This is a genomic window from Pseudoalteromonas arctica A 37-1-2 (assembly GCF_000238395.3).
Taxonomy (GTDB): domain Bacteria; phylum Pseudomonadota; class Gammaproteobacteria; order Enterobacterales; family Alteromonadaceae; genus Pseudoalteromonas; species Pseudoalteromonas arctica.
Map to the genome: position 1 here is coordinate 2,603,207 of NZ_CP011025.1, position 24,668 is coordinate 2,627,874.

A 24,668-nucleotide genomic window follows, 5' to 3' on the forward strand; every position below is an offset into this window, starting at 1 on the left:
CCTTACGGTGCAACTGCTTGCATCATTAATCCACAAATATAAGCCATATAAGTACCCACACCATAGCCCAGTACAGCTAACAGGACACCAACAGGCGCAAGCGAAGGGTGAAATGCTGATGCTACAACAGGTGCAGACGCTGCACCGCCCACATTAGCCTGCGAGCCCACTGCCATATAAAATAACGGTGCTTTAATTAGTTTAGCTACTACTAACATTATGCTTGCATGCACTAACATCCAAATGGCACCAACTAAAAATAACCCTGGGTTATTAAAAATAGCGGTTACATTCATATGCAAACCAATCGATGCAACTAAAATATACAAAAAGCTAGAGGCTACTTTTGAAGCGCCAAACGCTTCTATTTGTCTAACTTTAGTAAACGATAAGCCTATGCCAATCGTTGTTGATATAACGATTAGCCAAAAGAATTTACTGTTTAAGCTGTACTCTTTTGCCCACTCATAAGTAGTGCCAAAGTACGGACCTAAAAAGTCAGCACAAAAATGCGCTAAACCGGTTATACCAAATGCAATTGCAAGCAGCGTCATGTAATCGTTAAGAGTAGGAATACGTGCGTGTTCAGCATGATAGGCTTCAACACGTTTTTTTAAATCTTCAATTGCGCTTGTATCAGCACCCGTAGCTGCATCAATCTTTTTATGGTTTGCTGCCATTAACAATAAAACAGCCATCCAAATATTCGCGACTATTACATCTACTGTAATCATTACAGAAAATATATCACCACCCACTTCAAACATCTCTTTCATTGATGCTTGGTTAGCACCACCGCCAATCCAGCTACCCGCAACGGTTGTCATACCGCGCCATACTGCATCGGGCCCATGACCACCAACAATACTTGGGTCAAATGCACTCACGACTAAAATAGCTAATGGCCCACCAATAACAATGCCCAATGTACCCACTAAAAACATAATGAGCGCTTTAGGGCCTAAGTTAATAATAGCTTTTAAATCAATACTAATGGTAAGCAGTATTAAACAAGCAGGCAGTAAGTAGCGCGAAGCCACATAATAAACATTGGATTTATTACCATCTACAATACCAAAGGTATTTAATAACGAAGGTAAAAAGTAACACAGTAGTAAAGCAGGTACGTATTTATAAAATCGTTTTAAAGCTGGACGCTCACTATTTGAGGTTTTAAAAATAAACCCCAAAATAATAGCAAGCAAACCAAGCACAACGGCATCATTTGTAATTAATGCGCTTTGAGTTTCAACCATAATTATTCCTATTCTTAATGGTGCGTTTTATTATTATCTTCTAGTTCTTCTATTTGGTGTTGAATTATCTCTATTGCAGGATCATCCGGACACTCATCGACAAAAAACTGTAAATCATCACGTGCCATTTTAGGGCAACCGAGCTGATTTAATAAGTAACCTCTGTCGCGTCTCTCATACGGGTCGTCGCCTATTAGCTCCATTAGCATCTCTACACAGGTCAAAGCATGACCAAATTTGTTTTCGCTAATGAAAGACCATTTTTGCTGAGCTAAAAATAGCTTATATACTTCGTCATCAAAAATTAACTCTAAAGGTTCTTGTTCTTGCCCATCATCTTCATCTGCGTTTTCAGGGATGATATACCAGCTTTGTTGCCCGCTGCTTGGCTCAATTATGTAGCCCTCTTCATCACTTATCGCCACATGAACACCAACATCACCCAGCGTAAGACTAAGATTTGCATCAAAGTTAGCTTGTTGTAAAAAGTGACAAAGTATAATTGCAAGCGTTGTTGGTGAGCCACTACGCATAGAAAGCGTATAGCTTAATGTATTTAATTTGTATTCTGGCACTTTTAAGCCTGAGGCACTAAATAGCCAATCGCTGTAAAACATATCTAATAATTTTTCGAAGCGATCGTGCTCATCACTCACTTTTAAACACAGCGCTGAAATTTGCTGTTCAAAGTCAGTTAAAGTTTCATAACATGGTGTTAAATCTATCTGAGGGTCCCATTTTGATTCTGCTTTAATACAGCGGTAAATCGCTGGAGGTGTAAATTCATCGTAAGCATCATCAAGATAAGATTCATCGTGTTCGTCAAACCCGAGGGTAGTCATTAATACTGCAACATTTTAGAAAACGAAGGCGTAGTTTACCTAACTTTAAAGCTATATACCAATATAGAGATGTTTTTGAATATTTTCTGAGAGGGAGTCGTATTTGAGCTTTATAAAACAACTATAAAGCTCAAATAGTCAGGTATTACTTAAAGCAAAAAAGCTGATTTAGACGTCGCTAAATAACCTATCGCTAAAATAACAGCAGTGTTAACTAAAACGTAAGCAACTTTAGCCGTCATTTTAGTTTGTCTGGCGCTTTTAGCCCCAATACCAATGTATATAACCACTAAAACTATTTTTTCTAATAGCCAATATTGTTCAAACGGGTTAATTTTAGCCATAAATATAAGCGTAAGTGCAGACACTAATAGCAAAGTATCTATACTATGACTACCAATCATTACCGCTTTATTTTTTGCTAATTTACCACTGCCCATTCGCGAAAATGCGCGAACATAAAATAAAATCACACTCAACATCGCAATTGCCATGTGTGAATGCTTTACTGCTAAATAATCCATATGCCCCTGTACTTCTGTTTTATAAAAATTTAATCAGGAAAACGGTTAAGAACCGCTTCTAACTCATCAAGCTTCTCGTTAAATACTTCAACCAATTTTGGTTCAAAGTGTGTGCCTTTTTGAGCGTTAATTTCATCAACTACGTTTTGCAGTGTCCAAGGTTCTTTATAGCATCGTTTATGGCGAAGTGCATCGTATACATCAGCAAGTGCAACTATACGACCAAATACATTAATTGCGTTTCCGCTTAAACCTTGTGGGTAACCAGAGCCATCCCATTTTTCATGATGCTCTTTTGCAATAATTGCGCCTGCACTAACAATCTCATGCGGCGAGTCTTTTAAAATAGTATAGCCTTTATCAGTATGGGTTTTCATCACTTCCCATTCTTGGGCGTCTAACTTTGCTGGTTTATTTAATACCGCATCAGGAATGCCCACTTTGCCTACATCATGAAGAGGCGACGCCAACCTTACTAAATCAGCATCATGCTTAGATAAGCCATACCCTTGTGCCAATATATGACAAATATGTGCTACACGCTTAACATGATTACCCGTTTCTGTTGAGCGTTGCTCTACCGCTTCACTTAACCTGTAAACAAGCTCTTGCTGAGTCGCTTCTATTTCAGACTGAAGTTGTACATTTTCAAACGCAAGTTGCACATTTTGAGAAAAAATCTTAATTAAATGGCGTTGAGTATCCGTTAAATCCTTTGGAATACCTGATATAAATAGCATCGAATTATGATTGTACTCACTGCTACAATACGCAAATAAGTAGTTATCTTTATAAATAATGCTTTTTTCATTAAGCGCCTGATGACATGCACTTAACTGTTCAGCTTGTAATACCTCATCGAGCTCTTTACCTTCACTTTTTTCAAAGTCACCCGTACCCGAGCAAACAATTAATTTTTTATTATTTTGTGCTTCAGGATTTTGCGCAACTAAAGTAGTTGCATACATAGCTTGATCAGCAATGCCGAGTAAAGAAGTTAACTGCTGCATAACGCCTTCAATAAAGTGCTCTATTGAATGCGCTGAAAAAATATCACGGGACGCTATAATTATTTTCTCAAGCCCTTCGCGTGACTGCTCAATCGAAATAATATCCCGATACGAACGCAGGCTAGACATAATAACAGTAAATAACTTTTGAGCCGTTAGCTCTGTTTTAGATTTGTAATCGTTAATATCATAATTAATAATTACTTGTCGTTCAGGTGCTTGACCAGGTTGACCCGTTCTTAAAATAATTCGAATATGATTATTTTTAGCTTCTTCACGAATAAACTTAGCAACTTGCAAACCGGCATCATCGGTCTCCATTACTACATCAAGTAGTACAATGGCTGCATCTGGATGCTCTTTCACAAGCTCTTTTGCTTCAGCACCTGAGTAAGCACTAATAAATTCTAGGCGTTTATTTTGAAACTCAAAATCACTCAACGCTAGTTTTGTAACAGCATGAACTTCAGGTTCATCATCAACGATTAATACTTTCCAGGTACCGAGTTCAATCTCATTGATTGCTTCTTCTGGCTCATCTGAAAATAAAAAATCACCCATCATAGTCGAAATTCCTTCATGGCATTATTTAACGCACTAGCAGGCAATTATTATTCTTTAGGGCCACTGTGCAAACGTTACACGGTCATTATCACCAAAGTCTTTCACTGTTTTAATATTCACAAATGCCATTTTTTTGAAAAAATGACGAACAGCTTCACCTTGCTCAAAACCGTGTTCTATTAAAAGATAGCCACTAGATAACAAATAGTCACGTGATTGTGTAATTATTTGTTTAATATCAGACATTCCACAATCATCAGCTACTAATGCCGACAAAGGCTCAAAGCGCACATCGCCCTGATTTAAATGTATATCACTGCTTTCAATATAAGGTGGGTTAGTGACAATTAGGTTGAATTTCTCACCATGTAACTCGCTAAACCAGTTGCTTTGCTTAACGTGAACGTTATTAATCGCCAATCGCTGCTGGTTACGTGTAGCCAGTGCAACTGCATCGCTTACTCTATCTACTGCAATAATTTGCCAATTAGGCATTTCACTACCCAATGCCAACGCAATTGCACCAGTACCCGTGCCTAAATCAAGCACTTTAGCTGTAGCAGGTACAGCCACTTCAAGTGCTTGTTCTACTAACGTTTCAGTATCTGGTCGAGGTATTAAAGTTGTTGCGTTAACTTCAAGCGATAAGCTCCAAAATTCACGTTGCCCCGTAATATGTGCAACAGGTTCACCGTTTAAACGTCTTTGGCAAAATGTATTAAATTGCTGTTGTTGTTCGGCATTAAGCGCATGCTCTGGCCAAGTAAAAAGGTAACTGTGAGGTTTTTGAAGAATATGTAGAAGTAAAACTTGTGCGTCTAATTTAGCACTTTCGCTGCTAGGTGCTAATAAATTAGCGCCTGCAGCAATAGCTTGTTCAAGAGTTTGGCTCACGATTACTCGTCGCCCATAGCCGCTAATAAGTCAGCTTGATGTTCTTGCATTAATGGGTCAATAACGCAGCTTAAATCACCCGCTACCACTTCATTCAAACGATAAAGTGTTAAGTTAATACGGTGATCGGTAATACGACCTTGTGGGTAGTTATAAGTACGGATACGTTCAGAGCGATCGCCACTACCTACTAAGTCACGACGTTCAGATGCTTCTGCCGCATGGCGCTTTTCATCTTCAGCCTGTTGCAAACGTGCTGCAAGTACTGACATCGCTTTAGCACGGTTTTTATGCTGTGAACGCTGATCCTGACACTCAACCACAACACCGGTAGGTATATGTGTAAGTCGAATAGCAGAATCTGTTTTATTAACGTGCTGACCACCTGCGCCTGATGCACGAAATGTATCAACTTTTAAATCTGCGGTATTAATTTGTATCGCTTCGGCCTCTGGTACTTCCGCCATTACCGCAACAGTACATGCAGAGGTATGCACTCGCCCTTGTGACTCAGTTTCTGGCACACGTTGTACGCGGTGTACACCTGATTCAAACTTTAATTGACCGTAAACGCCTTCGCCACTAATGTTTGCAATAACTTCTTTGTAGCCACCGTGCTCACCTTCATTGGTGCTCACAACTTCTACTTTCCATTTTTTAGTTTCTGCATAGCGGCTGTACATACGGAATAAGTCGCCAGCAAAAATAGCCGCTTCATCACCGCCTGTTCCAGCGCGTACTTCAACAAACACGTTATTGTTATCTCGCGGATCTTTTGGCAACATTAATACTTGAATTTGATCTTCAATTACCAAAATTTGTGCTTTAGCTTCTTTATATTCTTCTTGCGCCATTTCACGCATTTCAGGGTCAGAATCTTTAAGCATTTCTTCTGCACTGGCTAAATCATCTTGCGTTTCTTTGTAAGTTAAAAACGTTTTTACAATCTCTTCAAGCTCAGAGTATTCTTTTGAAAGCCCACGAAAACGATTTTGATCACTAATGACCGACGGGTCGCTTAGTAGCGCTTGTACTTCTTCGTAACGCTCTACTAAGGTTTCTAATTTATTATAAACAGACTCTTTCATTTAACGGTTATTCCTGATCAATACCTAACATTTTTTTCAACTGGTTTAGCTGCGCCACTTCACCTTTTTTCGCTGCGTCTTGTATTGCACGGGTAGGCGCGTGCATTAAGCGATTGGTTAATTTATTGGCGAGCTCTAATATAATTTTCTCTGCATCTTTACCTGTATTTAGCTGACTAACAGCACGCTCTACAAGTTCTGACTTAATTGTTTGTACATCATTTCGATAATGGCGGATTAAATCTACCGAATCGAGTGAGCGCATCCACATTGCAAATTCTTTGGTGCGTTCAGTAATAATTATTTGCGCTTGCTGTGCAGCTTGCTCACGCGCTGCCATATTCTCGCTTACAATGGTTTGTAAGTCATCAACGGAATATAAATAGGCAGCATCTAGCTCACCTACTTGGCTTTCTATATCGCGCGGAACCGCAATATCTATAAATAGCATAGGCTTGTGACGGCGCTGCTTAAGCGCTTGCTCAACCACCCCTTTACCAATAATAGGTAAAGTACTGGCGGTAGAACTAATGACTATATCGGCTTCATGTAAACGTTCTGGTAACTGTGCAAGTGCGATAACATCTGCCGACACTTCATCAGCAAGACTGCGAGCACGTTCAATTGTTCTATTAGCTACCGTTATCTTTTTAGGCTCATTTTGATATAAATGTTTAGCAACCAGTTCAATGGTTTCACCAGCACCAATCAATAACACATTGGTTTGATCAAGCTTGCCATAAATATGTTTCGCTAAATTAACAGCCGCAAATGCAACCGACACGGCACTTGCGCCTATATTTGTTTCAGTGCGAACTTGTTTTGCTACCGAAAAGGTTTTTTGAAACAACCTATCAAAAGTAACCCCTATTGCATCGTGGGTTTTAGCACTAAAAAACGATTGCTTTATTTGCCCTAAAATTTGCGGCTCGCCTAACACCAAAGAATCCAACCCACACGCTACGCGCATTAAGTGGTTAATGGCGTCATTACCTTCATGGCAGTATATATTGCTGCTCAGTTCATGTTCATCCAAACCATGGAAACTGGCAAGCCACGTTAACAGTGTTTGGGAATTTTGCTGAGCGAGGCTACAATAGATCTCGGTTCGATTACAGGTAGACACAATAACCGCTTCATTAAAGTCGGCATGGCCACTTAATTGTTGCAACGCCTCTGAAATTTGCTCAGGCGAAAAAGCCACTTTTTCACGTAATTCTACGGATGCGGTTTTGTGATTTATACCTAGTGCTATTATGGTCATATTTGCCAAATATTGCTGAGCCCTACTTCAAAGGCGGTAATTTTACCAAAAATCAGCGGAATATGGAAAGTAAGGAACAACATTTGATTCGACAATATTTGATTTTATTCATGTTTTTTTTATTATTAGGTGGCTGTGCCCATCAAATTGATACAAAAACAACACTTTATGATGATTGGAAGCCACGTTTAGCTGCTCAAAAAACTTGGCAGGTCGAGGGTAAACTCGCGTTTATAAGCCCAGAAGAGCGTCAATCTGCAAACTTAAATTGGCAGCAAACAACAAATTCCAATAATTTAATACTGACTACTTTTATTGGTACGCGCATTTTGTCACTTAAACAAACAGTAAATGGTGCTGAATTAGAGTTTGACGGTGATGAGTACTTTGATACTAATGCTGCAGAGCTTTTAAAGCGTTTAACAGGTTTTACACTCCCTGTTGATAATGCCGATAATTGGCTTAAGGGCACCATTGACGATCAAAGTTTAGTCGTTGATGAACTAGGCCGTGCTAAGCAAGTATTATGGTTTGATAATACAGGCAAAAAATGGCAAATAGATTACGGCACTTACGTACAAAACGCAGGTTACTGGTTACCAACTAAACTGACGTTAAAGCATCAACAAATAAAAATAAAAATTCAACTCTACGATTGGCAGTTTAAATAAGTATGAATAACAAAACCTCTTTTTCACTTATTGCTCCGGCAAAACTCAATTTATTTTTACATATTAATGCTCGCCGAGAAGATGGCTATCATGAACTAGAAACCTTATTTACTTTTTTAAATTTTGGTGATGAGTTGCATTTTGAGCTAACAACAGACGGTGGTATTTCTGTCGGTGGTGATACTAAAGACATACCCCTAAATGATAATCTCATCTATAAAGCGGCTTTATTATTACAAACACACTGTAAAACCTCTTTGGGTGTAAAAATAAATTTAATTAAACGCTTACCGATGGGCGGAGGTGTTGGAGGTGGTTCATCCGACGCCGCAAGTACTTTATTAGCCCTAAATAAATTATGGAAATTAGAACTAAATTTAGAAATTCTAGCCCAATTAGGACTTAAATTAGGGGCTGATGTTCCGGTGTTCATACAAGGGCAAAGCGCCATAGCGCATGGTATTGGTGAGAAATTACACCAGGTAAAACTTGAACAAAAATGGTACTGCGTTGTACACCCAAACCAACATGTAAGTACCGCAAAAATATTTACACATCCAGATTTAAAACGCGACACACCAAAAATAATAGGCGATTGGAAACACCATACTTTAACCAACGATTGTGAGCCTTTAGTTAAAAAGCTTTGCCCCGAGGTTGAAAAAACCCTCCAGTGGTTGCTAAAATACGCACCGTCGAAGATGACCGGAACAGGTTCATGTTGTTTTGTCGAATTTGCTAGTCAAGTTCAAGCACAAGATGTACTTGAAAATCTCCCCCATACTTGGCAGGGTTTTGTGGCTTCAAGCGCAAATGTCTCACCTGCTCATACGGAGTTAACCGCCATATTCGATCAATGAAGTAACGTACAAGTAATCATAAGTTAACTCGCAGTGGTATTTATCATTGCCCGTTAGTCCAAATATTCAGTGCCTGAGGAACCCTACCGTGCCTGACATGAAGCTCTTCGCTGGTAACGCAACACCTGAGTTAGCTCAAAAAGTTGCAAAACGTTTATATATTGAATTAGGCGATGCTGTTGTTGGCCGTTTTAGCGACGGTGAGATCAGTGTTCAAATAAATGAAAATGTTCGTGGCTCGGACGTTTTTATCTTGCAATCAACCTGTGCCCCTACAAACGATAACCTAATGGAACTTATCGTTATGGTTGATGCTCTACGTCGTGCATCTGCAGGTCGTATTACTGCCGTCATTCCTTATTTTGGTTATGCGCGCCAAGACCGTCGTGTACGTTCTGCTCGTGTTCCAATTACCGCTAAAGTTGTTGCCGATTTCTTATCAAGTGTGGGTGTTGACCGTGTTCTTACGGTTGATTTACACGCTGAACAAATCCAAGGCTTCTTTGATGTACCAGTAGACAACGTATTTGGCAGCCCTGTATTACTTGAAGATATGAAAGAACGCGACTTTGAAGACGTCGTTGTTGTATCTCCAGATATTGGTGGTGTTGTACGCGCACGTGCAATTGCAAAACTACTAAACGATACCGATTTAGCAATCATTGATAAACGTCGCCCTCAAGCAAACGTTTCTCAAGTAATGCACATTATTGGTGACGTTGAAGGTCGTGATTGTATTATCGTAGATGATATGATTGATACCGGTGGTACGTTATGTAAAGCCGCAGAAGCACTTAAAGAACATGGCGCTAAACGCGTATTTGCATACGCAACGCACCCTATTCTTTCAGGTAAAGCAGCAGAAAACTTACGTGACTCGATGATTGACGAAGTAATTGTAACTGACTCAATTCCGCTATCTGACGAGCTTAAAGCCCTTGATAAAATTAAGGTACTTACGCTTGCTGACATGTTAGCAGAGACTATTCGTCGTATTAGTAACGAAGAATCTATCTCAGCGATGTTTGAACACTAAAATTAAACATTCCTGAGTATAAAGCGCCTTTTGGCGCTTTTTTTGTAAGCGATGTTTATTTTGTCTGGGCGTGGTGGTATGATAGCGCGCCTTTTGGCTAGGGACCTTGGTCGCAAAGGCCCTACACATTTTAATAACTGGAGACATCATGTCTAACAAAACTTATACATATAACGCTGAACTTCGCGTAGAAACTGGTACTGGTGCGAGCCGCCGCCTACGTCGCGAAGACAAAGTTCCTGCAATCCTTTACGGAGCTGACAAAGAAGCTTTATCTCTTACTTTTGCTCATAAAGATATGATCAAAGCACAAGAAGACGAAGGTTTTTACACGCATATCCTTACGCTTAACGTAGATGGCGAAGCTGTTGAAGTAATCTTAAAAGATATCCAACGTCACCCATTCAAGCCTAAGCTTACTCACCTTGATTTCCAACGTGTAGATGCTACTCATAAATTTCAAACTAAAGTTCCTCTTCACTTCATCGGTGAAGATATTGTAACTAAAGCTGGCGCAACTGTTGTTCACCAGTTAACTGAAGTTGAAATTACGTGTCTTCCAAAAGCACTTCCAGAATTCATTGAAGTAGATGTTTCTAAGTTTGTTGTTGGCGATTCTGTTCATATTTCTGACCTTACTTTCCCTAAAGGCGTTAGCTCTGTAGATTTAGGTAAAGGCGAAGGCCATGATCAGTCTATCCTGACTATCAAAGCAAACAAAGCAGCTCCAGTTGAAGACGACGCTGCAGCAGCAGAATAATTTTTAAGGTCTCGCAACCTTGAATTCTATTCAAATGCTTGTGGGCCTGGCTAATCCAGGCCCCGAATACGCAAACACACGCCACAATGCAGGTGCTTGGTTCATCGAGCAAATCGCTGCACGCTACAACTGCACCCTAAAATACGATCCTAAATATCACGGCCTTACAGGCAAAGTGATCATTCAAGGCCAAGAATTCAAATTATTGATCCCCACTACTTACATGAATTTAAGTGGTAAAGCGGTCGGTAGTTTAGCTAATTTTTTCAAAATCCCTGTCGAGGACATTTTAGTTGCCCATGACGAATTGGATTTAGACCCAGGCGTTGCCAAGTTAAAAAAAGGCGGCGGGCATGGCGGTCATAATGGTTTAAAAGACATTATTGCAAAAATGGCAAATCAAAAAGACTTTATGCGCTTGCGCATTGGTGTAGGTCATCCGGGGCATCGTGAAATGGTTACTGGTTGGGTGCTTGGAAAAGCGGCCAAAGCAGACCAAGAAAAAATGGATGCTGCTGTTGATGAAGCAGTTCGTTGCATGGAAATACTTGCAAAAGATGGTGTGTTAAAAGCACAAAACAGACTACATTCGTTTAAACCCTAGTAACTTGGGTCCAAGTACACCGTTTAAACGAATTCTAAACAAGGTATCTTACTATGGGTTTTAAATGTGGCATCGTTGGCTTGCCTAACGTTGGTAAATCAACGCTTTTCAATGCACTAACTAAAGCGGGTATTGAAGCCGCTAACTTTCCTTTTTGTACCATTGAGCCTAATACAGGTGTGGTACCTGTGCCAGATCCTCGTCTAGACGAACTTGCTAAAATAGTTAATCCTCAACGAGTTCTTACCACCAGTATGGAATTTGTAGACATTGCTGGCTTAGTAAAAGGCGCATCTAAAGGTGAAGGCCTTGGTAACCAGTTTTTAGCTAACATTCGTGAAACCGATGCAATTGGCCACGTAGTTCGCTGTTTTGAAGATGAAAACATCATCCACGTAGCAGGCACTATTGACCCTGCTGACGATATTGACGTAATCAACACTGAGTTAGTACTTGCTGATATGGATAGCGCTGAAAAAGCCCTTTTCCGTAATTCAAAAAAAGCAAAAGGTGGCGACAAAGACGCTAAAGAGCAAAATGCTGTACTTGAAAAAGTAAAAGTGCATCTTGACGAAGGCTTAACTTTACGTGGTCTAGCACTAACTAAAGAAGAAAAAGCAGCAATCAGCTCTATTAACTTCTTAACGATTAAACCAACAATGTATATTGCAAACGTTGCTGAAGATGGTTTTGAAAATAACCCATACCTTGACCGCGTACGCGCTATTGCCGCAGCTGAAGATGCGATTGTTGTTCCTGTATGTGCCGCTATCGAGTCTGAGCTTTCAGAACTAGATGACGAAGACAAGCTAGAGTTTATGGCTGATCTTGGTCTAGAAGAGCCAGGTCTTAACCTTGTTATTCGCGGTGGTTATGAATTACTACAATTACAAACTTATTTCACAGCTGGCGTAAAAGAAGTACGCGCATGGACAATCCCTGTAGGTGCAACAGCACCACAAGCAGCGGGTAAAATCCATACCGACTTCGAGCGTGGTTTTATTCGTGCGCAAACGATCGCTTTTGACGACTTTGTTGCCTTTAAAGGTGAGAGTGGTGCAAAAGAAGCAGGCAAGATGCGTCAAGAAGGTAAAGAGTACATCGTTAAAGATGGCGATGTAATGAACTTCTTGTTCAACGTATAAGTACAAATTAAACCAATTTCACTTGGTAATAATTTTTAAAGGCTCGTTTTTACGAGCCTTTTTTGTATTTAAGCATTATAAAAATAATAATTAGCCTCAACTAGTCTATCTTTGTAATATCGCTTAATTAAAGAAGTACAGGGTTAATTAAGATTCCGCGCCTTAAAGGCAGCTAAAAAAACAGCATTTTTATTAAATTTTAGCCTGTTAGCTTAATTTTCCTGCAAACAAACACAGTTAAGTGTTTTTTTGCAAAAAAGGTGTTGACGAATTTGGGTCATATCAGCATAATACGCCCCGCACTCAGCGATGAAGTGCTAACAAAAAAGATGGCTAAGTAGCTCAGCTGGTTAGAGCACATCACTCATAATGATGGGGTCACAGGTTCAAATCCCGTCTTAGCCACCATTATTTTTTTGTTGCTCAATGAAGAGTTTAAAATAACTACCTTGTGTGCGGGAGTGGCGGAATTGGTAGACGCGCTGGATTTAGGTTCCAGTATCTTAGGATGTGAGAGTTCAAGTCTCTCCTTCCGCACCATAATTCTTGATAAGAATTAAAACTATCAATTGTTATTGTTGGGATATCGCCAAGCGGTAAGGCACCAGGTTTTGATCCTGGCATTCCCAGGTTCAAATCCTGGTATCCCAGCCAACAATGGCTAAGTAGCTCAGCTGGTTAGAGCACATCACTCATAATGATGGGGTCACAGGTTCAAATCCCGTCTTAGCCACCATTTCTTCTTTTAGAAATGGCTCTGCAAGAGTTAAATTGCAGCTCAATGAAGAGTTTAAAATAACTACCTGTACTTTATTGTACAAACGATGCGGGAGTGGCGGAATTGGTAGACGCGCTGGATTTAGGTTCCAGTAACTTCGGTTGTGAGAGTTCAAGTCTCTCTTTCCGCACCATTTCTTGATAAGAAATAAAATTATCATTAATTCTTTGTTGGGATATCGCCAAGCGGTAAGGCACCAGGTTTTGATCCTGGCATTCCCAGGTTCAAATCCTGGTATCCCAGCCAACTTCTTCTACCAAGGAAAGTTGGATAAAAGAATTGCTCTAGCTTAGAGTTTAAATTGGCAAATTGTTGATGCGGGAGTGGCGGAATTGGTAGACGCGCTGGATTTAGGTTCCAGTAACTTCGGTTGTGAGAGTTCAAGTCTCTCTTTCCGCACCATGTTCTTATAAGAACTAAAATTATAAAGAATTCTTTGTTGGGATATCGCCAAGCGGTAAGGCACCAGGTTTTGATCCTGGCATTCCCAGGTTCAAATCCTGGTATCCCAGCCAACTTCTTCTACCAAGGAAAGTTGGATAAAAGAATTGCTCTAGCTTAGAGTTTAAATTAGCAACTTAGTGATGCGGGAGTGGCGGAATTGGTAGACGCGCTGGATTTAGGTTCCAGTAACTTAGGTTGTGAGAGTTCAAGTCTCTCCTTCCGCACCATGTTCTTATTAAGAACTAAAACTAATTCAAATTTATAGTTGGGATATCGCCAAGCGGTAAGGCACCAGGTTTTGATCCTGGCATTCCCAGGTTCAAATCCTGGTATCCCAGCCAATTTGACTCCCCTGTCTAAAACTTCTAAATACTCATTAAATTCAACTTACTTTTTCTGCACTTAAATAAACATTTATAAATTCATCTATATTTATTGCTTTGCTATATAAATACCCTTGTAAATAATCACAGTTAAGACTCAACAACGCCTGTTCTACCTCTTTAGTTTCTATTCCCTCAGCAACTACATCGCAATTTAATCGACTCGCTAAAAACAATGTAGATTCTACAATGGCGTAATCAGGCGAGTTAGTAAGCATATCTTTGACAAACGACTGATCAATTTTTATTTGATTAATTGGCAGCTCTCTTAATAACGACAGTGACGAAAAGCCAGTACCAAAGTCATCAACACTAAATTTAAACCCGCGCATACTCAACTGTTGCATCATTTTTCTAGCAGCCGGTATATTTGTCATCATTGCACCTTCTGTAATTTCAAAAATTAACGAGTCGCTTAATGTAGGGTCGGTTGCGAGTAAACTAATTATAAAATCGTAAAACTCGCTGCTTTCAATATCTTTCGTTGATAAATTGACATGTATAGTACCGGTGCAACCAAATAGCTTGAGCTTTCTAATATGATTAACGGCTTCTTGTACAACCCATTTCGATAAAGGAAAAATAAGCCCTGTACGCTCAGCTACGGTTATAAACTTTTCTGGACTAATAAAGCTACCATCATCTTGCGGCCATCGGATAAGCGCTTCTAGGCCATGTAATTGCAGATCTTTAGAGTCCATTATGGGTTGTAAATAAAGCTCAAACTCATCTTTATGTAATGCCACTTTAATTTTGGCTGATAAATCAAAAAAGTCCTCAGCTCGTTTACCTATTGCAGATGAGTAATTTACCAAAGGTTGAAATGTTTTTTTAGCTTCATGCAGTGCCAAGTCAGCTTTTTTTAATAGCTGATCGGGCAATCGGCTATCATCAGGAAAACGGCTTACGCCTATACTTAATTGTATTTTAACCATTTGCTCATTCGTACAAAACGGACTTTTGACGGCTGAGTTTATAATGTTTACACAATAATTCATGCTTTCATCTGTATCGGTATGCAATAAAAAAGCAAACTCATCGCCACCTATTCGATATAACTTAGCAATACCGCATAATTCTTTATTTAATTTATTGGCAAATGCAGCCAAAAGTTGGTCACCACACTGATGCCCAAACGCATCATTAATTTGTTTAAAGTTATTTAAGTCGATATAAAATAGTGAAAATGGGGAAGGATATTCAACTTGTTTACTTAAAGATTTAAAAAATTTATCGCGGTTAGGTAGAGTTGTTAAGTTATCGTGCTCAGTTTGATATTTTTGATACTGCGTTGCTTGCTCTATTTTAAGAATACTTTTTAAGCTCAGTTTAATAACTAAAAAAACAAACCCACCACCGCCAAGTAACAACATAGCCACCATATTCATAACGACGGGTGCAATGTCGTGGTTTGAAAAATAATAAAGTATCCACCAATACCCTATAATAAAAAAAATAATAGCGCATAGCAGTACACTCCATGCTCTTTGCGATGTTTTTTTGCAAACTTTAACGGTTGTTTTTAAGCTAGCAACAAGTAGTAGCGCACCTAAAATAATTATTACTGTAAAAAAATTATCCACACACAGGCTCTTTAAAGTTATTAAATTGCGATTTAGTGATGTAACACCAGTTAAATTAAAACCGTGTTCAATATAGCCGAGTCACTATTTGCTGACTTAAAAACAGACATAAAAAAAGGCTCATAAATGAGCCTTTCTAATATCTACTTTAAATTTAGCCTAAATCACCACTAATTGCGTATTTTAAAACCCAGTTTTTTATCGGCCCCGTATTATTAGCCATTTTTAAAAACTGGCTGCGTGCCCATTTAAGTGGCGTAATTTGATTAGAAAACCCAAAGTAACACGCGTCCATCATGCTCATCATTAATAAATTAGCCCTGCGGCGAGCTCGCTCGTATTCTTTAAGTTTTAGTGGGCAACCTATATCTCCTGCTTCGTTTAAAACCTCAGCAAGTGCCACTACGTCCTGAAAACCTAAATTAACGCCCTGCCCAGCAAGGGGATTAATTGTATGTGCAGCGTCGCCTACTAAAACCAAGCGCCCTTGCGAATAATTATTAGCATGTTGGCGAGTAAGCGGAAATACTGCATGGGTTTGTACTTCAAAGTCTCCAGCAAGTTCTGGGAATTTATTCAGAATGTGCGTTTTTAACTGAGTTGGGCTTAGCCCTTTAAATGCTTGCAATGTATTTGCATCGTCGTACCAAATTAAATTAGCGTACGGTGCCTGCATTGGTAAAAATGCTAACGGCCCACTTGGTGTAAACTGTTGCCATGTTTTAATTTGTTGCGGTGCATCGAGTTTAATTAACACCCCCATGCAATGCTGTTGGTACTGCCAACCCGTAATACCAATATTCGCCTTATCGCGCAGCTGCGATTGCCCACCATCGGCGGCAATTACTAAATCAGCCGTATAGGTTTGATCACCATACACAAGCGTAATTAAATCATCCGTTTGCTCTATTTTAGTTACCGGCAATGATTGCTCAATAACCTCAATCTTATAATGCCCAAATTGCTGCCACAAGCTTGCTTGAATTAAACTATTTTCAATCAAGTGGCCTAAATGTGTCGTGTTTATGTCGGCGCAATCAAATAATAAATTGTCACCACCGCGCTCAAAAGCCTCTAATTGTTGATATGGTGCAATGCGGTTTTGCCTTAATAGAGGCATTGCCCCTAATTCATCAAGTAAATTTTCTGAAAAACGATTAATAGCAGACACCCTAATATCCACCTTATCGCTACTAAGAATGTGCGATGGGTCTATTAGGTGTTTTTCAATTATGCGCACACCAAAGCCTTGCTGAGCCAGCTTTATCGCCATAGCTGCGCCAACCATGCCCCCGCCAACCACTATCACATTATTTTTGGTCATGTTTTTCATCATTTTATTATTACTTGAGTCTGTTTTGATTGTATCAAAATTAATTTGTTTTATACCAGAGGATATCCCTAACAGCACATTAAACTCGCCCCGTATTGATTTGAGATCACAAACATGAAAACTATACTTGGATCTGGGCGGGTATCCAGCTAAAATACGCCTCCTTTAAGTGAGCATGCTTGCTCCTTAATCCTGTTTCTAGCACATTTTTGTGCCACTATCGAATTGAACACGAGGCAATATTTCAATGAGCAAAAAGCTGCATATTAAAACCTGGGGTTGTCAGATGAACGAATACGACTCTCAGAAAATGGCTGAACTTTTAGATGCCACCAACGGCTACCAGCTAACTGATGATGCAACAGATGCCGACGTAATCTTACTTAACACCTGTTCAATTCGTGAAAAAGCACAAGAAAAAGTATTTCACCAGTTAGGTCGTTGGAAGTTGTTAAAAGACGATAAGCCAGACTTAATAATTGGTGTAGGTGGTTGTGTTGCCTCACAAGAAGGTGACTCTATTCGCCAACGCGCACCATTTGTAGATGTTATTTTTGGCCCGCAAACATTGCATCGTTTACCAGAAATGATTAAACAAGTGCAAGGCAACAAAGGCTCATCGGTTGTTGATATTTCATTCCCAGAGATTGAAAAGTTTGACCGCCTGCCAGAGCCAAAAGCGGATGGCCCATCTGCGTTTGTATCAATTATGGAAGGCTGTTCTAAATACTGTACTTTTTGTGTTGTACCGTATACTCGCGGCGAAGAAGTTAGCCGCCCAGTAGATGACGTACTACTTGAAATCGCACAGCTTGCTGAGCAAAACGTACGTGAAGTAAACCTACTAGGCCAAAACGTAAACGCATACCGCGGCGACACGCACGATGGCGAAATATGTTACTTCTCAGATTTAATTCGTCTTATTGCTGCTATTGATGGTATTGACCGTATTCGTTACACCACATCGCACCCGGTAGAATTTACGCCTGATATAATCGACGTTTACGCTGATGTACCAGAGCTTGTAGATCACTTACACCTACCAGTACAAAGTGGTTCAGACCGTATATTAAACCTAATGAAACGTGGCCATACGGCAATTGAATACAAATCGACAATTCGTAAGTTACGCAAAATTCGTCCTAACTTAAGCATGTCGTCAGATTTCATTATTGGTTTCCCAGGCGAAAGTAAAGAAGACTTTGAAGCGACCATGAAGCTTATTAGCGACATTGGTTTTGATATGAGCTTTAGCTTTATTTACAGTGCCCGCCCAGGTACGCCAGCGGCAGATTTGCCAGATGACGTAACAGAGCAAGAGAAAAAAGAACGCTTATACTTACTACAAAACCGTATTACACAAATGGCGCAGCAAATTAGCCGTCAAATGTTCGATACAGAGCAACGTATACTTGTTGAAGGTCCTTCTAAAAAGAACCCAATGGAATTACGTGGCCGTACCGAAAATAACCGTGTAGTAAATTTTGTTGGCCCGCACACAGTGATCGGACAGTTTGTTGACGTACGTATTACCGAAGCACTACCTAACTCTTTACGTGGTGACTTAATTCGTACAGAATCAGAAATGAACTTACGACGTGAAATCGCTCCTTCAGCTATTTTAACTAAAGCTGCAGCTGCAGAGCCAAAACCAGACACTGTTAACGAAATTGGCGTAGCTACTTTCGTTCCTTAGTCACACTATTAGCGCCAGTTAACGCTGGCGCAGTACTATAGGAAGCAATTTTGAGTAATCAGTTAAAAACATTAGAGATTTATTTAGAACCTGCCGATAACAAACGCCTTTCTTCTTTATGTGGCCCGTTTGACGAAAACATCAAACAAATTGAACGCCACCTGGCTGTTGAAATAATTCACCGTGACAACTTTTTTAAAGTAACCGGTAAACTACACAACTGCGCCGGCGCTGTAGAAATCTTAAAAAACCTTTATGTTGATACTCAGCCAGTTCGTGGTGTTTTAGGCGAAATAGAACCCGAAGCCGTTCATTTAGCTATTACCGAATCAAAAGCCCTAGAGCAAGACGCATCAAGCAGCGCTTACGGCAAAGAAATGGTGATTAAAACGCGCCGTGGTGTTATTAAACCACGTAACGATAACCAAGGTGTTTATGTGGCTAATATTTTAAACCACGACATTACCTTTGGTATTGGCCCTGCTGGTACTGGTAAAACCTACCTTGCAGTTGCTGCCGCCGTTGACGCCCTTGAGCGCCAAGAAATACGCCGCATATTATTAACGCGCCCTGCTGTAGAAGCCGGCGAAAAGCTTGGTTTTTTACCAGGTGATTTAAGTCAAAAAATAGACCCATATCTGCGCCCTCTTTACGACGCTCTTTTTGAAATGCTAGGTTTTGAAAAAGTAGAAAAACTCATCGAAAAAAATATCATTGAAGTCGCTCCGCTTGCTTACATGCGCGGACGCACTTTAAACGATGCCTTTATTATTTTAGATGAAAGCCAAAATACCACCGCTGAGCAAATGAAAATGTTTTTAACCCGTATAGGGTTTAACTCAAAAGCGGTTATTACAGGCGATATAACACAGGTCGATTTACCTCGTGGAACACGTTCAGGCCTTCGCCATGCAATGGAAGTACTTGATGGCGTAAACGAAATTAGCTTTAACTACTTTAAAGCCCAAGATGTAGTACGCCACCCTGTTGTAGCACGCATAGTTGAAGCCTACGAGCGAAACGACGAAAGCGAGCGACTAAAGCGCATTGAAAAGCAAAATGCAAAAGACGCACTTGCTGCTCTTCAACAGCCTACTACTAAAGAGTAATACTTTGACAACCGAACTTGATTTACAAATAGCCTGTGAGTTTGACAACCTCCCGAGCGAAGAGCAATTTGCACTGTGGGCCGACAAAGCCCTTAGCCAATACCGTGACGAGTCAGAACTCAGTATCGTTATTAGCGACGAAGCGCAATCGCAACAACTTAATAACGACTATCGCGGTAAAAATAAACCGACCAACGTACTGTCGTTCGAATTTGAAGCACCACCAGGAATAGATATTCCTTTGGTTGGTGATTTAATTATTTGCCCAGCCATTGTATTAGCTGAAGCAATTGAGCAAGAGAAGTCATTTCATGACCACTTTGCTCACATGGTTATTCACGGATGCTTGCATTTGCTTGGATTTGACCATATAAAGAGTGACGATGCTTTAGAGATGGAAAGCATCGAAAAGCAATTACTTGCAGAGCTAAACATAGCAGACCCATACCGGGACGATATTTAAATTAACGGAGCAATTAGACGCAATGAGCGACGGTAACTCGCAATCTAGCCAGGGTTCTTCTGGCAAAACGTGGTTGGGCAGAATAGCCCAAATGTTGCAAGGGGAACCCCAGAATAGAGAAGAGCTGGTCGAAGTTATTGCCGATGCGCAAGAACGAGACGTAATCGATCCTGAAACAAAAGAGATGATAGAAGGTGTGCTTGGCGTGTCTGAGCTTAAAGTGCGAGACATAATGGTTCCGCGCTCACAAATGATCACTCTTGAGATCGACAGCCCGCTTGAAGAGCTAATTCCAATGATGGTTGACTCAACTCACTCACGTTTTCCTGTGGTGATTGAAGACAAAGACCATGTAGAAGGTTTTTTACTCGCTAAAGATTTATTGCCACTGATCTTAAATAAAGACGAGCATTTACCATCAATACGCGATTATTTACGCCCAGCAATGGTAGTACCTGAGAGCAAACGTGTTGATACATTGCTAAACGAATTCCGTCAGCAACGCTACCATATGGCTGTTGTTATTGACGAATACGGCGGCGTATCGGGCTTGGTAACGATTGAAGATATTCTTGAAATAATTGTTGGCGAAATCGAAGATGAGCACGACGAAGAAGAAGAACATCAAGATATTCGTCGACTTGCTAAACATGTTCACGTAGTGCAAGCACTCACACCTGTAGATGACTTTAACGAGCATTTTAAAACAGGCTACAGCACAGACGAAGCCGATACTATTGGCGGAACTGTACTGCACGCATTTGGCCATATGCCAAGCCGTGGTGAAACGATTGACATAGAAGGTTACCAATTTAAAGTAACCAACGCCGACAATCGTCGTATTTTGCAACTGCAAGTCACCGTTCCTAAGGCTGATGATAACGACAGTGAAGAAACTGCTAACTAGACTTACCCTATTAGCAAAAGATAAAAAAGCATGGCTCGCACTCGTTGCGGGCCTTGTTTTAACTTTTGGCTATGCCCCCTTTGAAATTTGGACCATCGTATTTATTAGCCTTGGTACCATAATTTTTTGCATTAACCCTAATAATACCGGTAAAGCACACGCAAAAACCGCTGCTAAATATGGCTTTATCTTTGGCCTAGGCTGGTTTGGTGCCGGTATAAGCTGGGTACATGTTTCTATTGCCACCTTTGGCGGCATGCCGCTTATAGCGTCGCTTTCGTTAATGGCTTTTTTGTGCGCCTACTTAGCGTTATTTCCCGCACTTGCCTTTTGGGCAACTACACGCTTTGCCACAGGCCCTAAAAGCTTTGGCGCATTGCTTATTGCCTGCTTTGCAATTAGCGAGTATTTACGTGGCACCGTACTTACCGGTTTCCCGTGGTTAAGTTTTGGCTACACACAAACCGACGGACCTTTAAGGTTGCTTGCCCCTTATATTGGCGAGTTTGGCTTAACACTTACCTGTGTCGCTATTGGCTTTGCACTGTATAGACTTACCCAAAAAGACTTTAAAACCCCGGCGGTTACTGCGACAGCTGTTGCGCTTATTTTTACAGGCGCAAGCACCACCGGCAGTATTCATTACACAGATAAAAACATGTCAGTTTTGCTCGTACAAGGGAACATACAGCAACACCTGCGCTTTGAGCCAAGTGAGTTTTGGACCACAATGAGCAAATACCAAGACATGACACGCCCACATTGGGATGCCGACTTAATAGTATGGCCAGAAGCCGCCGTGCCTGAAATAGAGATGCTTGCTGATTCCTACCTAGCCAATTTAGACAGTGCAGCCTCGTTTAATAAAACCGCCCTTGTAACCGGTATTGTTGACTATCAGCGAGACACCAAAAATATATTCAACACGCTTATTGTGGTCGGTAATAAAGAACGCGGCGACGAGCACGGGCATTATCATTACCTTGATAAAAACCGCTATCAAAAACACCAGCTGTTACCTATTGGCGAATTTGTACCGTTTCAAGACTTTTTGCGCCCTATTGCCCCATTATTCGATTTACCTATGTCGTCGTTTACGCGTGGCGACAAAGTGCAAAACAACTTGCGCGCCAACGGCTTTAATTTACTCCCCGCTATTTGCTACGAAATAGTATTTTCCGACTTAGTACGCGGTAATTACAAAAGCGACTCCGACCTACTCTTTACGGTAAGTAACGATGCCTGGTTTGGCGACTCTATTGGCCCCTTGCAACACATGCAAATAGCCCGTATGCGCGCGCTCGAACTACAACGCCCTCTTGTGCGCGTTACCAACAATGGGGTAAGCGCCGTATACGACCCTATAAGCCACACACAACAAACCATGCCTCAGTTTGAAGCTACCATATTGAAAGCCAACATTAAGCTTATAAAAGGCGACAGCGTGTACAGTCAATACGGCAACATGTTTGTATGGGGATTTGTGTTTTTGATGGGAGTTGTTGGTTTTGGGGTTAGGTTTAGAGAGTAACTTTTCTATATTTTGCTCTAGCAACATTGTTAATATATAACTGTAATAATAAAACTAACTGCCTCGAAGCTACATACAAAAGAATAAACTATTATTTCTAAGTATAGGATAATCAATAATTAAGGATAAATATGAAAATTGAAGCTAATGACAAGGAAATTCAAGATATTTTCTCTCTAGGCTATTTCAAAATACCTAGGTTCCAAAGACCATATTCGTGGGAAGTGGATGAAGTCGAAAGCTTTTGGAATGATGTCGTAAAAGAAAATCCAGAAAATTACTTCATTGGCTCTATGGTTGTATATCAATCTAAAAAACCATATTTCGGAATTGTTGATGGACAGCAACGCTTAACTACTATAACCCTAATTTTATCTGCTCTTAGAAATGCGTTTTTAAAAATAGGAGAAAATAACTTAGCTAGAGGAATTCACAAATATATCGAAAAAGCTAATATAGATAATGAGGATGAGTTTGTATTAAGGGCTGAAACATCATTCCCATATTTACAATCATATATTCAATCTTTCGATGGTCTTAAATTAAACTGTGAAGTTGGCTCTGAGGAGTTAAAACTCAAGAAAGCATTCGATTTCATAACGAAGAAGTTAATCGAGTCAATACCCGAACTTTCTTCTCTTATCGATAATCAATCACAACCGTCACTATTTACAAACCACGACACTGCAATAGTCCAGCAGTTAAAAGCTATAAGAGATAAAGTTCTCTCTTTAAAATTAGTTTTTATCCAACTGGAAAATGAAGAGGATGCATACCTAATATTCGAAACATTGAATGCTAGAGGTAAAGATCTTACTACTCCGGATTTAGTTAAAAATTTACTTTTAAAAAAACTACAAAGTAAAAGTATAGCTTTAGATAAAGCAAAAGAAGCATGGAATACTTTAACTAAGCAATTTGATGGTATAAGTGACCTAGATGTATTAGGAGCATACTTACTACATTATTGGATGTCTAAATTTGAATATACTTCTGATAAAGCTTTATTCTCAAAAGTAAAACTACATCTTAAAAATGATGAAAGTAAAGCAAATGCTTTGATAATAGATTTAAACGAGTCCGCATCACACTATTGTAGAATGCTCAAACCTGAAAGCGCAGTTTGGAAAAAAGAAGAAAGAGATATTAAAAGATTACTGGAGTCTTTAAATATATTTAAAGTTAAGCAACAATCTTCTTTTGTATTATCTCTGCTAAGAGCATATTACTCTCAAAAAATATCTCTGAAAAATCTAAAGACAACTTTAATTAAGATTGTAAATTTTCATTACTGCTTTAATGCTATAACAAAACAAAGGTCATCAGGGAGTATTGCTACCAAATATTCAAGCTTAGCTATTAGACTTTCAGAAATTGAAGACAAAAATGATTTCCAGCCTATTCTAAATGACCTCACGAACTTTTTGAGGACTAAACGACCTGAAGAAGATGAATTCGTCGTTAAATTCTCTGAGCTACAGTACTTATCTAATATCACTAAATTTAAAAGTATAATTAGATATACTCTAAATAATATGCTGCCAACTGCAGAAAATGGTTTGGACATAAACCTTAATAATATGACTATCGAGCATATTATTCCTCAATCATTTATAGGGAATGGTTTTAAAGAAGAGGCTGTAGCAAGTATTGGCAACCTGATCTTAACTAGTGAAGACGTTAATTCAAATATGTTAGCTAATAAGTCTCCTGTAGAAAAAATAAAATTACTGAAAAGCATTTCTTATCCATTAGAAAAAGCAGTCATAAATAGTGACGATTGGTCTACAGAAACTGTAAACAAGAGAACTAAAGAAATGGCTAGCAAAATATACAATGAATTAATCATATAGTGCAGTGGTAGCCACAGCTTTATGGAAATTGAAAATTCATTATAAATCAATTGCTTAACACGAAAAGAAT

Annotated in this window: 21 protein-coding genes and 10 tRNA genes; 22 read left to right on the top strand and 9 right to left on the bottom strand. The window is 39.8% G+C overall.

Features of this window, described 5'->3' with window-relative positions:
- Nucleotides 1-2 precede the first annotated feature (2 nt).
- The 7 genes from PARC_RS11730 to hemA all read right to left on the bottom strand — a co-directional run bounded on the left by PARC_RS11730 (nt 3) and on the right by hemA (nt 7,442).
- Complete coding sequence (locus tag PARC_RS11730) at nt 3-1,256, bottom strand: DUF819 family protein (protein ID WP_007583967.1); 1,254 nt, start codon at nt 1,254-1,256, stop codon at nt 3-5.
- Nucleotides 1,257-1,270: 14 nt separating this feature from the next.
- Nucleotides 1,271-2,098 carry a tetratricopeptide repeat protein gene (locus tag PARC_RS11735; RefSeq protein WP_007583966.1) on the bottom strand — a complete coding sequence of 276 codons (828 nt, stop codon included), beginning with the start codon at nt 2,096-2,098 and terminating at the stop codon, nt 1,271-1,273.
- 149 nt (nt 2,099-2,247) lie between these two features.
- The gene (locus PARC_RS11740) at nt 2,248-2,622 is read right to left on the bottom strand and encodes a SirB2 family protein (RefSeq protein ID WP_007583965.1); all 375 of its coding nucleotides are present in this window, start codon (nt 2,620-2,622) and stop codon (nt 2,248-2,250) included.
- A gap of 29 nt (nt 2,623-2,651) precedes the next feature.
- Nucleotides 2,652-4,196: a response regulator gene (locus tag PARC_RS11745; RefSeq protein ID WP_007583964.1), complete on the bottom strand. Its 1,545-nt coding sequence runs from the start codon at nt 4,194-4,196 to the stop codon at nt 2,652-2,654.
- Between the two features lie 54 nt (nt 4,197-4,250).
- Nucleotides 4,251-5,090: a peptide chain release factor N(5)-glutamine methyltransferase gene (gene prmC / locus PARC_RS11750; protein WP_010554719.1), complete on the bottom strand. Its 840-nt coding sequence runs from the start codon at nt 5,088-5,090 to the stop codon at nt 4,251-4,253.
- A 2-nt stretch (nt 5,091-5,092) separates the two neighbouring features.
- Nucleotides 5,093-6,178: a peptide chain release factor 1 gene (gene prfA / locus PARC_RS11755; protein ID WP_007583962.1), complete on the bottom strand. Its 1,086-nt coding sequence runs from the start codon at nt 6,176-6,178 to the stop codon at nt 5,093-5,095.
- 7 nt (nt 6,179-6,185) lie between these two features.
- Nucleotides 6,186-7,442: a glutamyl-tRNA reductase gene (gene hemA / locus PARC_RS11760; RefSeq protein WP_010554718.1), complete on the bottom strand. Its 1,257-nt coding sequence runs from the start codon at nt 7,440-7,442 to the stop codon at nt 6,186-6,188.
- Nucleotides 7,443-7,525: 83 nt separating this feature from the next.
- Between hemA and lolB the strand changes: the two genes are divergently transcribed.
- The 16 genes from lolB (at nt 7,526) to PARC_RS11840 (ending at nt 14,081) form a co-directional block, all read left to right on the top strand.
- Nucleotides 7,526-8,113, top strand: coding sequence for a lipoprotein insertase outer membrane protein LolB (lolB, locus tag PARC_RS11765; protein WP_033012438.1), 588 nt, complete (start codon nt 7,526-7,528; stop codon nt 8,111-8,113).
- A 2-nt stretch (nt 8,114-8,115) separates the two neighbouring features.
- Nucleotides 8,116-8,973, top strand: a complete 858-nt coding sequence (gene ispE, locus PARC_RS11770; protein ID WP_010554716.1) for a 4-(cytidine 5'-diphospho)-2-C-methyl-D-erythritol kinase — start codon at nt 8,116-8,118, stop codon at nt 8,971-8,973.
- Nucleotides 8,974-9,061: 88 nt separating this feature from the next.
- The gene (locus tag PARC_RS11775) at nt 9,062-10,009 is read left to right on the top strand and encodes a ribose-phosphate pyrophosphokinase (RefSeq protein WP_007583957.1); all 948 of its coding nucleotides are present in this window, start codon (nt 9,062-9,064) and stop codon (nt 10,007-10,009) included.
- A 148-nt stretch (nt 10,010-10,157) separates the two neighbouring features.
- Nucleotides 10,158-10,769: a 50S ribosomal protein L25/general stress protein Ctc gene (locus PARC_RS11780; RefSeq protein ID WP_008171830.1), complete on the top strand. Its 612-nt coding sequence runs from the start codon at nt 10,158-10,160 to the stop codon at nt 10,767-10,769.
- Nucleotides 10,770-10,788: 19 nt separating this feature from the next.
- Complete coding sequence (gene pth, locus PARC_RS11785; RefSeq protein WP_007583954.1) at nt 10,789-11,373, top strand: aminoacyl-tRNA hydrolase; 585 nt, start codon at nt 10,789-10,791, stop codon at nt 11,371-11,373.
- Between the two features lie 53 nt (nt 11,374-11,426).
- Entirely contained in the window at nt 11,427-12,518 is a 1,092-nt protein-coding gene (gene ychF, locus PARC_RS11790; protein WP_007583951.1) for a redox-regulated ATPase YchF, read from the top strand.
- 331 nt (nt 12,519-12,849) lie between these two features.
- A tRNA-Met gene (locus PARC_RS11795) sits at nt 12,850-12,926 on the top strand.
- Between the two features lie 47 nt (nt 12,927-12,973).
- Nucleotides 12,974-13,058 (top strand) — tRNA-Leu (locus PARC_RS11800).
- Nucleotides 13,059-13,097: 39 nt separating this feature from the next.
- A tRNA-Gln gene (locus PARC_RS11805) sits at nt 13,098-13,172 on the top strand.
- Between the two features lie 5 nt (nt 13,173-13,177).
- A tRNA-Met gene (locus PARC_RS11810) sits at nt 13,178-13,254 on the top strand.
- A 90-nt stretch (nt 13,255-13,344) separates the two neighbouring features.
- Nucleotides 13,345-13,429 (top strand) — tRNA-Leu (locus tag PARC_RS11815).
- A gap of 38 nt (nt 13,430-13,467) precedes the next feature.
- Nucleotides 13,468-13,542: transfer RNA gene (locus PARC_RS11820), tRNA-Gln, on the top strand.
- A 71-nt stretch (nt 13,543-13,613) separates the two neighbouring features.
- Nucleotides 13,614-13,698 (top strand) — tRNA-Leu (locus PARC_RS11825).
- Between the two features lie 38 nt (nt 13,699-13,736).
- Nucleotides 13,737-13,811 (top strand) — tRNA-Gln (locus PARC_RS11830).
- Nucleotides 13,812-13,882: 71 nt separating this feature from the next.
- Nucleotides 13,883-13,967 (top strand) — tRNA-Leu (locus PARC_RS11835).
- A gap of 39 nt (nt 13,968-14,006) precedes the next feature.
- Nucleotides 14,007-14,081: transfer RNA gene (locus PARC_RS11840), tRNA-Gln, on the top strand.
- Nucleotides 14,082-14,122: 41 nt separating this feature from the next.
- On the opposite strand, the gene PARC_RS11845 is transcribed toward PARC_RS11840, so the two are convergent.
- Entirely contained in the window at nt 14,123-15,706 is a 1,584-nt protein-coding gene (locus tag PARC_RS11845; RefSeq protein WP_010554715.1) for a putative bifunctional diguanylate cyclase/phosphodiesterase, read from the bottom strand.
- A gap of 154 nt (nt 15,707-15,860) precedes the next feature.
- Nucleotides 15,861-17,117: an FAD-dependent monooxygenase gene (locus tag PARC_RS11850; RefSeq protein WP_010554714.1), complete on the bottom strand. Its 1,257-nt coding sequence runs from the start codon at nt 17,115-17,117 to the stop codon at nt 15,861-15,863.
- Between the two features lie 169 nt (nt 17,118-17,286).
- Here PARC_RS11850 and miaB point away from each other — a divergent pair, with 169 nt between their 5' ends.
- From miaB to PARC_RS11880, 6 genes are all read left to right on the top strand, one after another.
- On the top strand, nt 17,287-18,735 hold the full coding sequence (gene miaB, locus PARC_RS11855) for a tRNA (N6-isopentenyl adenosine(37)-C2)-methylthiotransferase MiaB (RefSeq protein ID WP_010554713.1): 1,449 nt from the start codon (nt 17,287-17,289) through the stop codon (nt 18,733-18,735).
- 50 nt (nt 18,736-18,785) lie between these two features.
- Nucleotides 18,786-19,844, top strand: a complete 1,059-nt coding sequence (locus PARC_RS11860; protein WP_007585598.1) for a PhoH family protein — start codon at nt 18,786-18,788, stop codon at nt 19,842-19,844.
- A 4-nt stretch (nt 19,845-19,848) separates the two neighbouring features.
- Complete coding sequence (gene ybeY / locus PARC_RS11865; RefSeq protein WP_002958542.1) at nt 19,849-20,307, top strand: rRNA maturation RNase YbeY; 459 nt, start codon at nt 19,849-19,851, stop codon at nt 20,305-20,307.
- A gap of 22 nt (nt 20,308-20,329) precedes the next feature.
- A complete protein-coding gene (gene corC / locus PARC_RS11870; RefSeq protein ID WP_007585597.1) occupies nt 20,330-21,214 on the top strand; it encodes a CNNM family magnesium/cobalt transport protein CorC in 885 nt (294 codons plus the stop codon).
- The gene (lnt, locus tag PARC_RS11875) at nt 21,195-22,745 is read left to right on the top strand and encodes an apolipoprotein N-acyltransferase (RefSeq protein WP_010554712.1); all 1,551 of its coding nucleotides are present in this window, start codon (nt 21,195-21,197) and stop codon (nt 22,743-22,745) included. The genes corC and lnt overlap by 20 nt, the downstream gene beginning before the upstream one ends.
- A gap of 131 nt (nt 22,746-22,876) precedes the next feature.
- A complete protein-coding gene (locus PARC_RS11880) occupies nt 22,877-24,598 on the top strand; it encodes a DUF262 domain-containing protein (RefSeq protein WP_010554711.1) in 1,722 nt (573 codons plus the stop codon).
- Nucleotides 24,599-24,668: the final 70 nt, after the last annotated feature.

Excerpts from the sequence above, each read along its gene's own strand:
- PARC_RS11730 (WP_007583967.1), bottom strand. The coding sequence starts at position 1,256 with ATGGTTGAAACTCAAAGCGCATTAATTACAAATGATGCCGTTGTGCTT.
- PARC_RS11735 (WP_007583966.1), bottom strand. The coding sequence starts at position 2,098 with ATGACTACCCTCGGGTTTGACGAACACGATGAATCTTATCTTGATGAT.
- PARC_RS11740 (WP_007583965.1), bottom strand. The coding sequence starts at position 2,622 with ATGGATTATTTAGCAGTAAAGCATTCACACATGGCAATTGCGATGTTG.
- PARC_RS11745 (WP_007583964.1), bottom strand. The coding sequence starts at position 4,196 with ATGATGGGTGATTTTTTATTTTCAGATGAGCCAGAAGAAGCAATCAAT.
- prfA (WP_007583962.1), bottom strand. The coding sequence starts at position 6,178 with ATGAAAGAGTCTGTTTATAATAAATTAGAAACCTTAGTAGAGCGTTAC.
- hemA (WP_010554718.1), bottom strand. The coding sequence starts at position 7,442 with ATGACCATAATAGCACTAGGTATAAATCACAAAACCGCATCCGTAGAA.
- ispE (WP_010554716.1), top strand. The coding sequence starts at position 8,116 with ATGAATAACAAAACCTCTTTTTCACTTATTGCTCCGGCAAAACTCAAT.
- PARC_RS11780 (WP_008171830.1), top strand. The coding sequence starts at position 10,158 with ATGTCTAACAAAACTTATACATATAACGCTGAACTTCGCGTAGAAACT.
- ychF (WP_007583951.1), top strand. The coding sequence starts at position 11,427 with ATGGGTTTTAAATGTGGCATCGTTGGCTTGCCTAACGTTGGTAAATCA.
- miaB (WP_010554713.1), top strand. The coding sequence starts at position 17,287 with ATGAGCAAAAAGCTGCATATTAAAACCTGGGGTTGTCAGATGAACGAA.
- corC (WP_007585597.1), top strand. The coding sequence starts at position 20,330 with ATGAGCGACGGTAACTCGCAATCTAGCCAGGGTTCTTCTGGCAAAACG.
- PARC_RS11880 (WP_010554711.1), top strand. The coding sequence starts at position 22,877 with ATGAAAATTGAAGCTAATGACAAGGAAATTCAAGATATTTTCTCTCTA.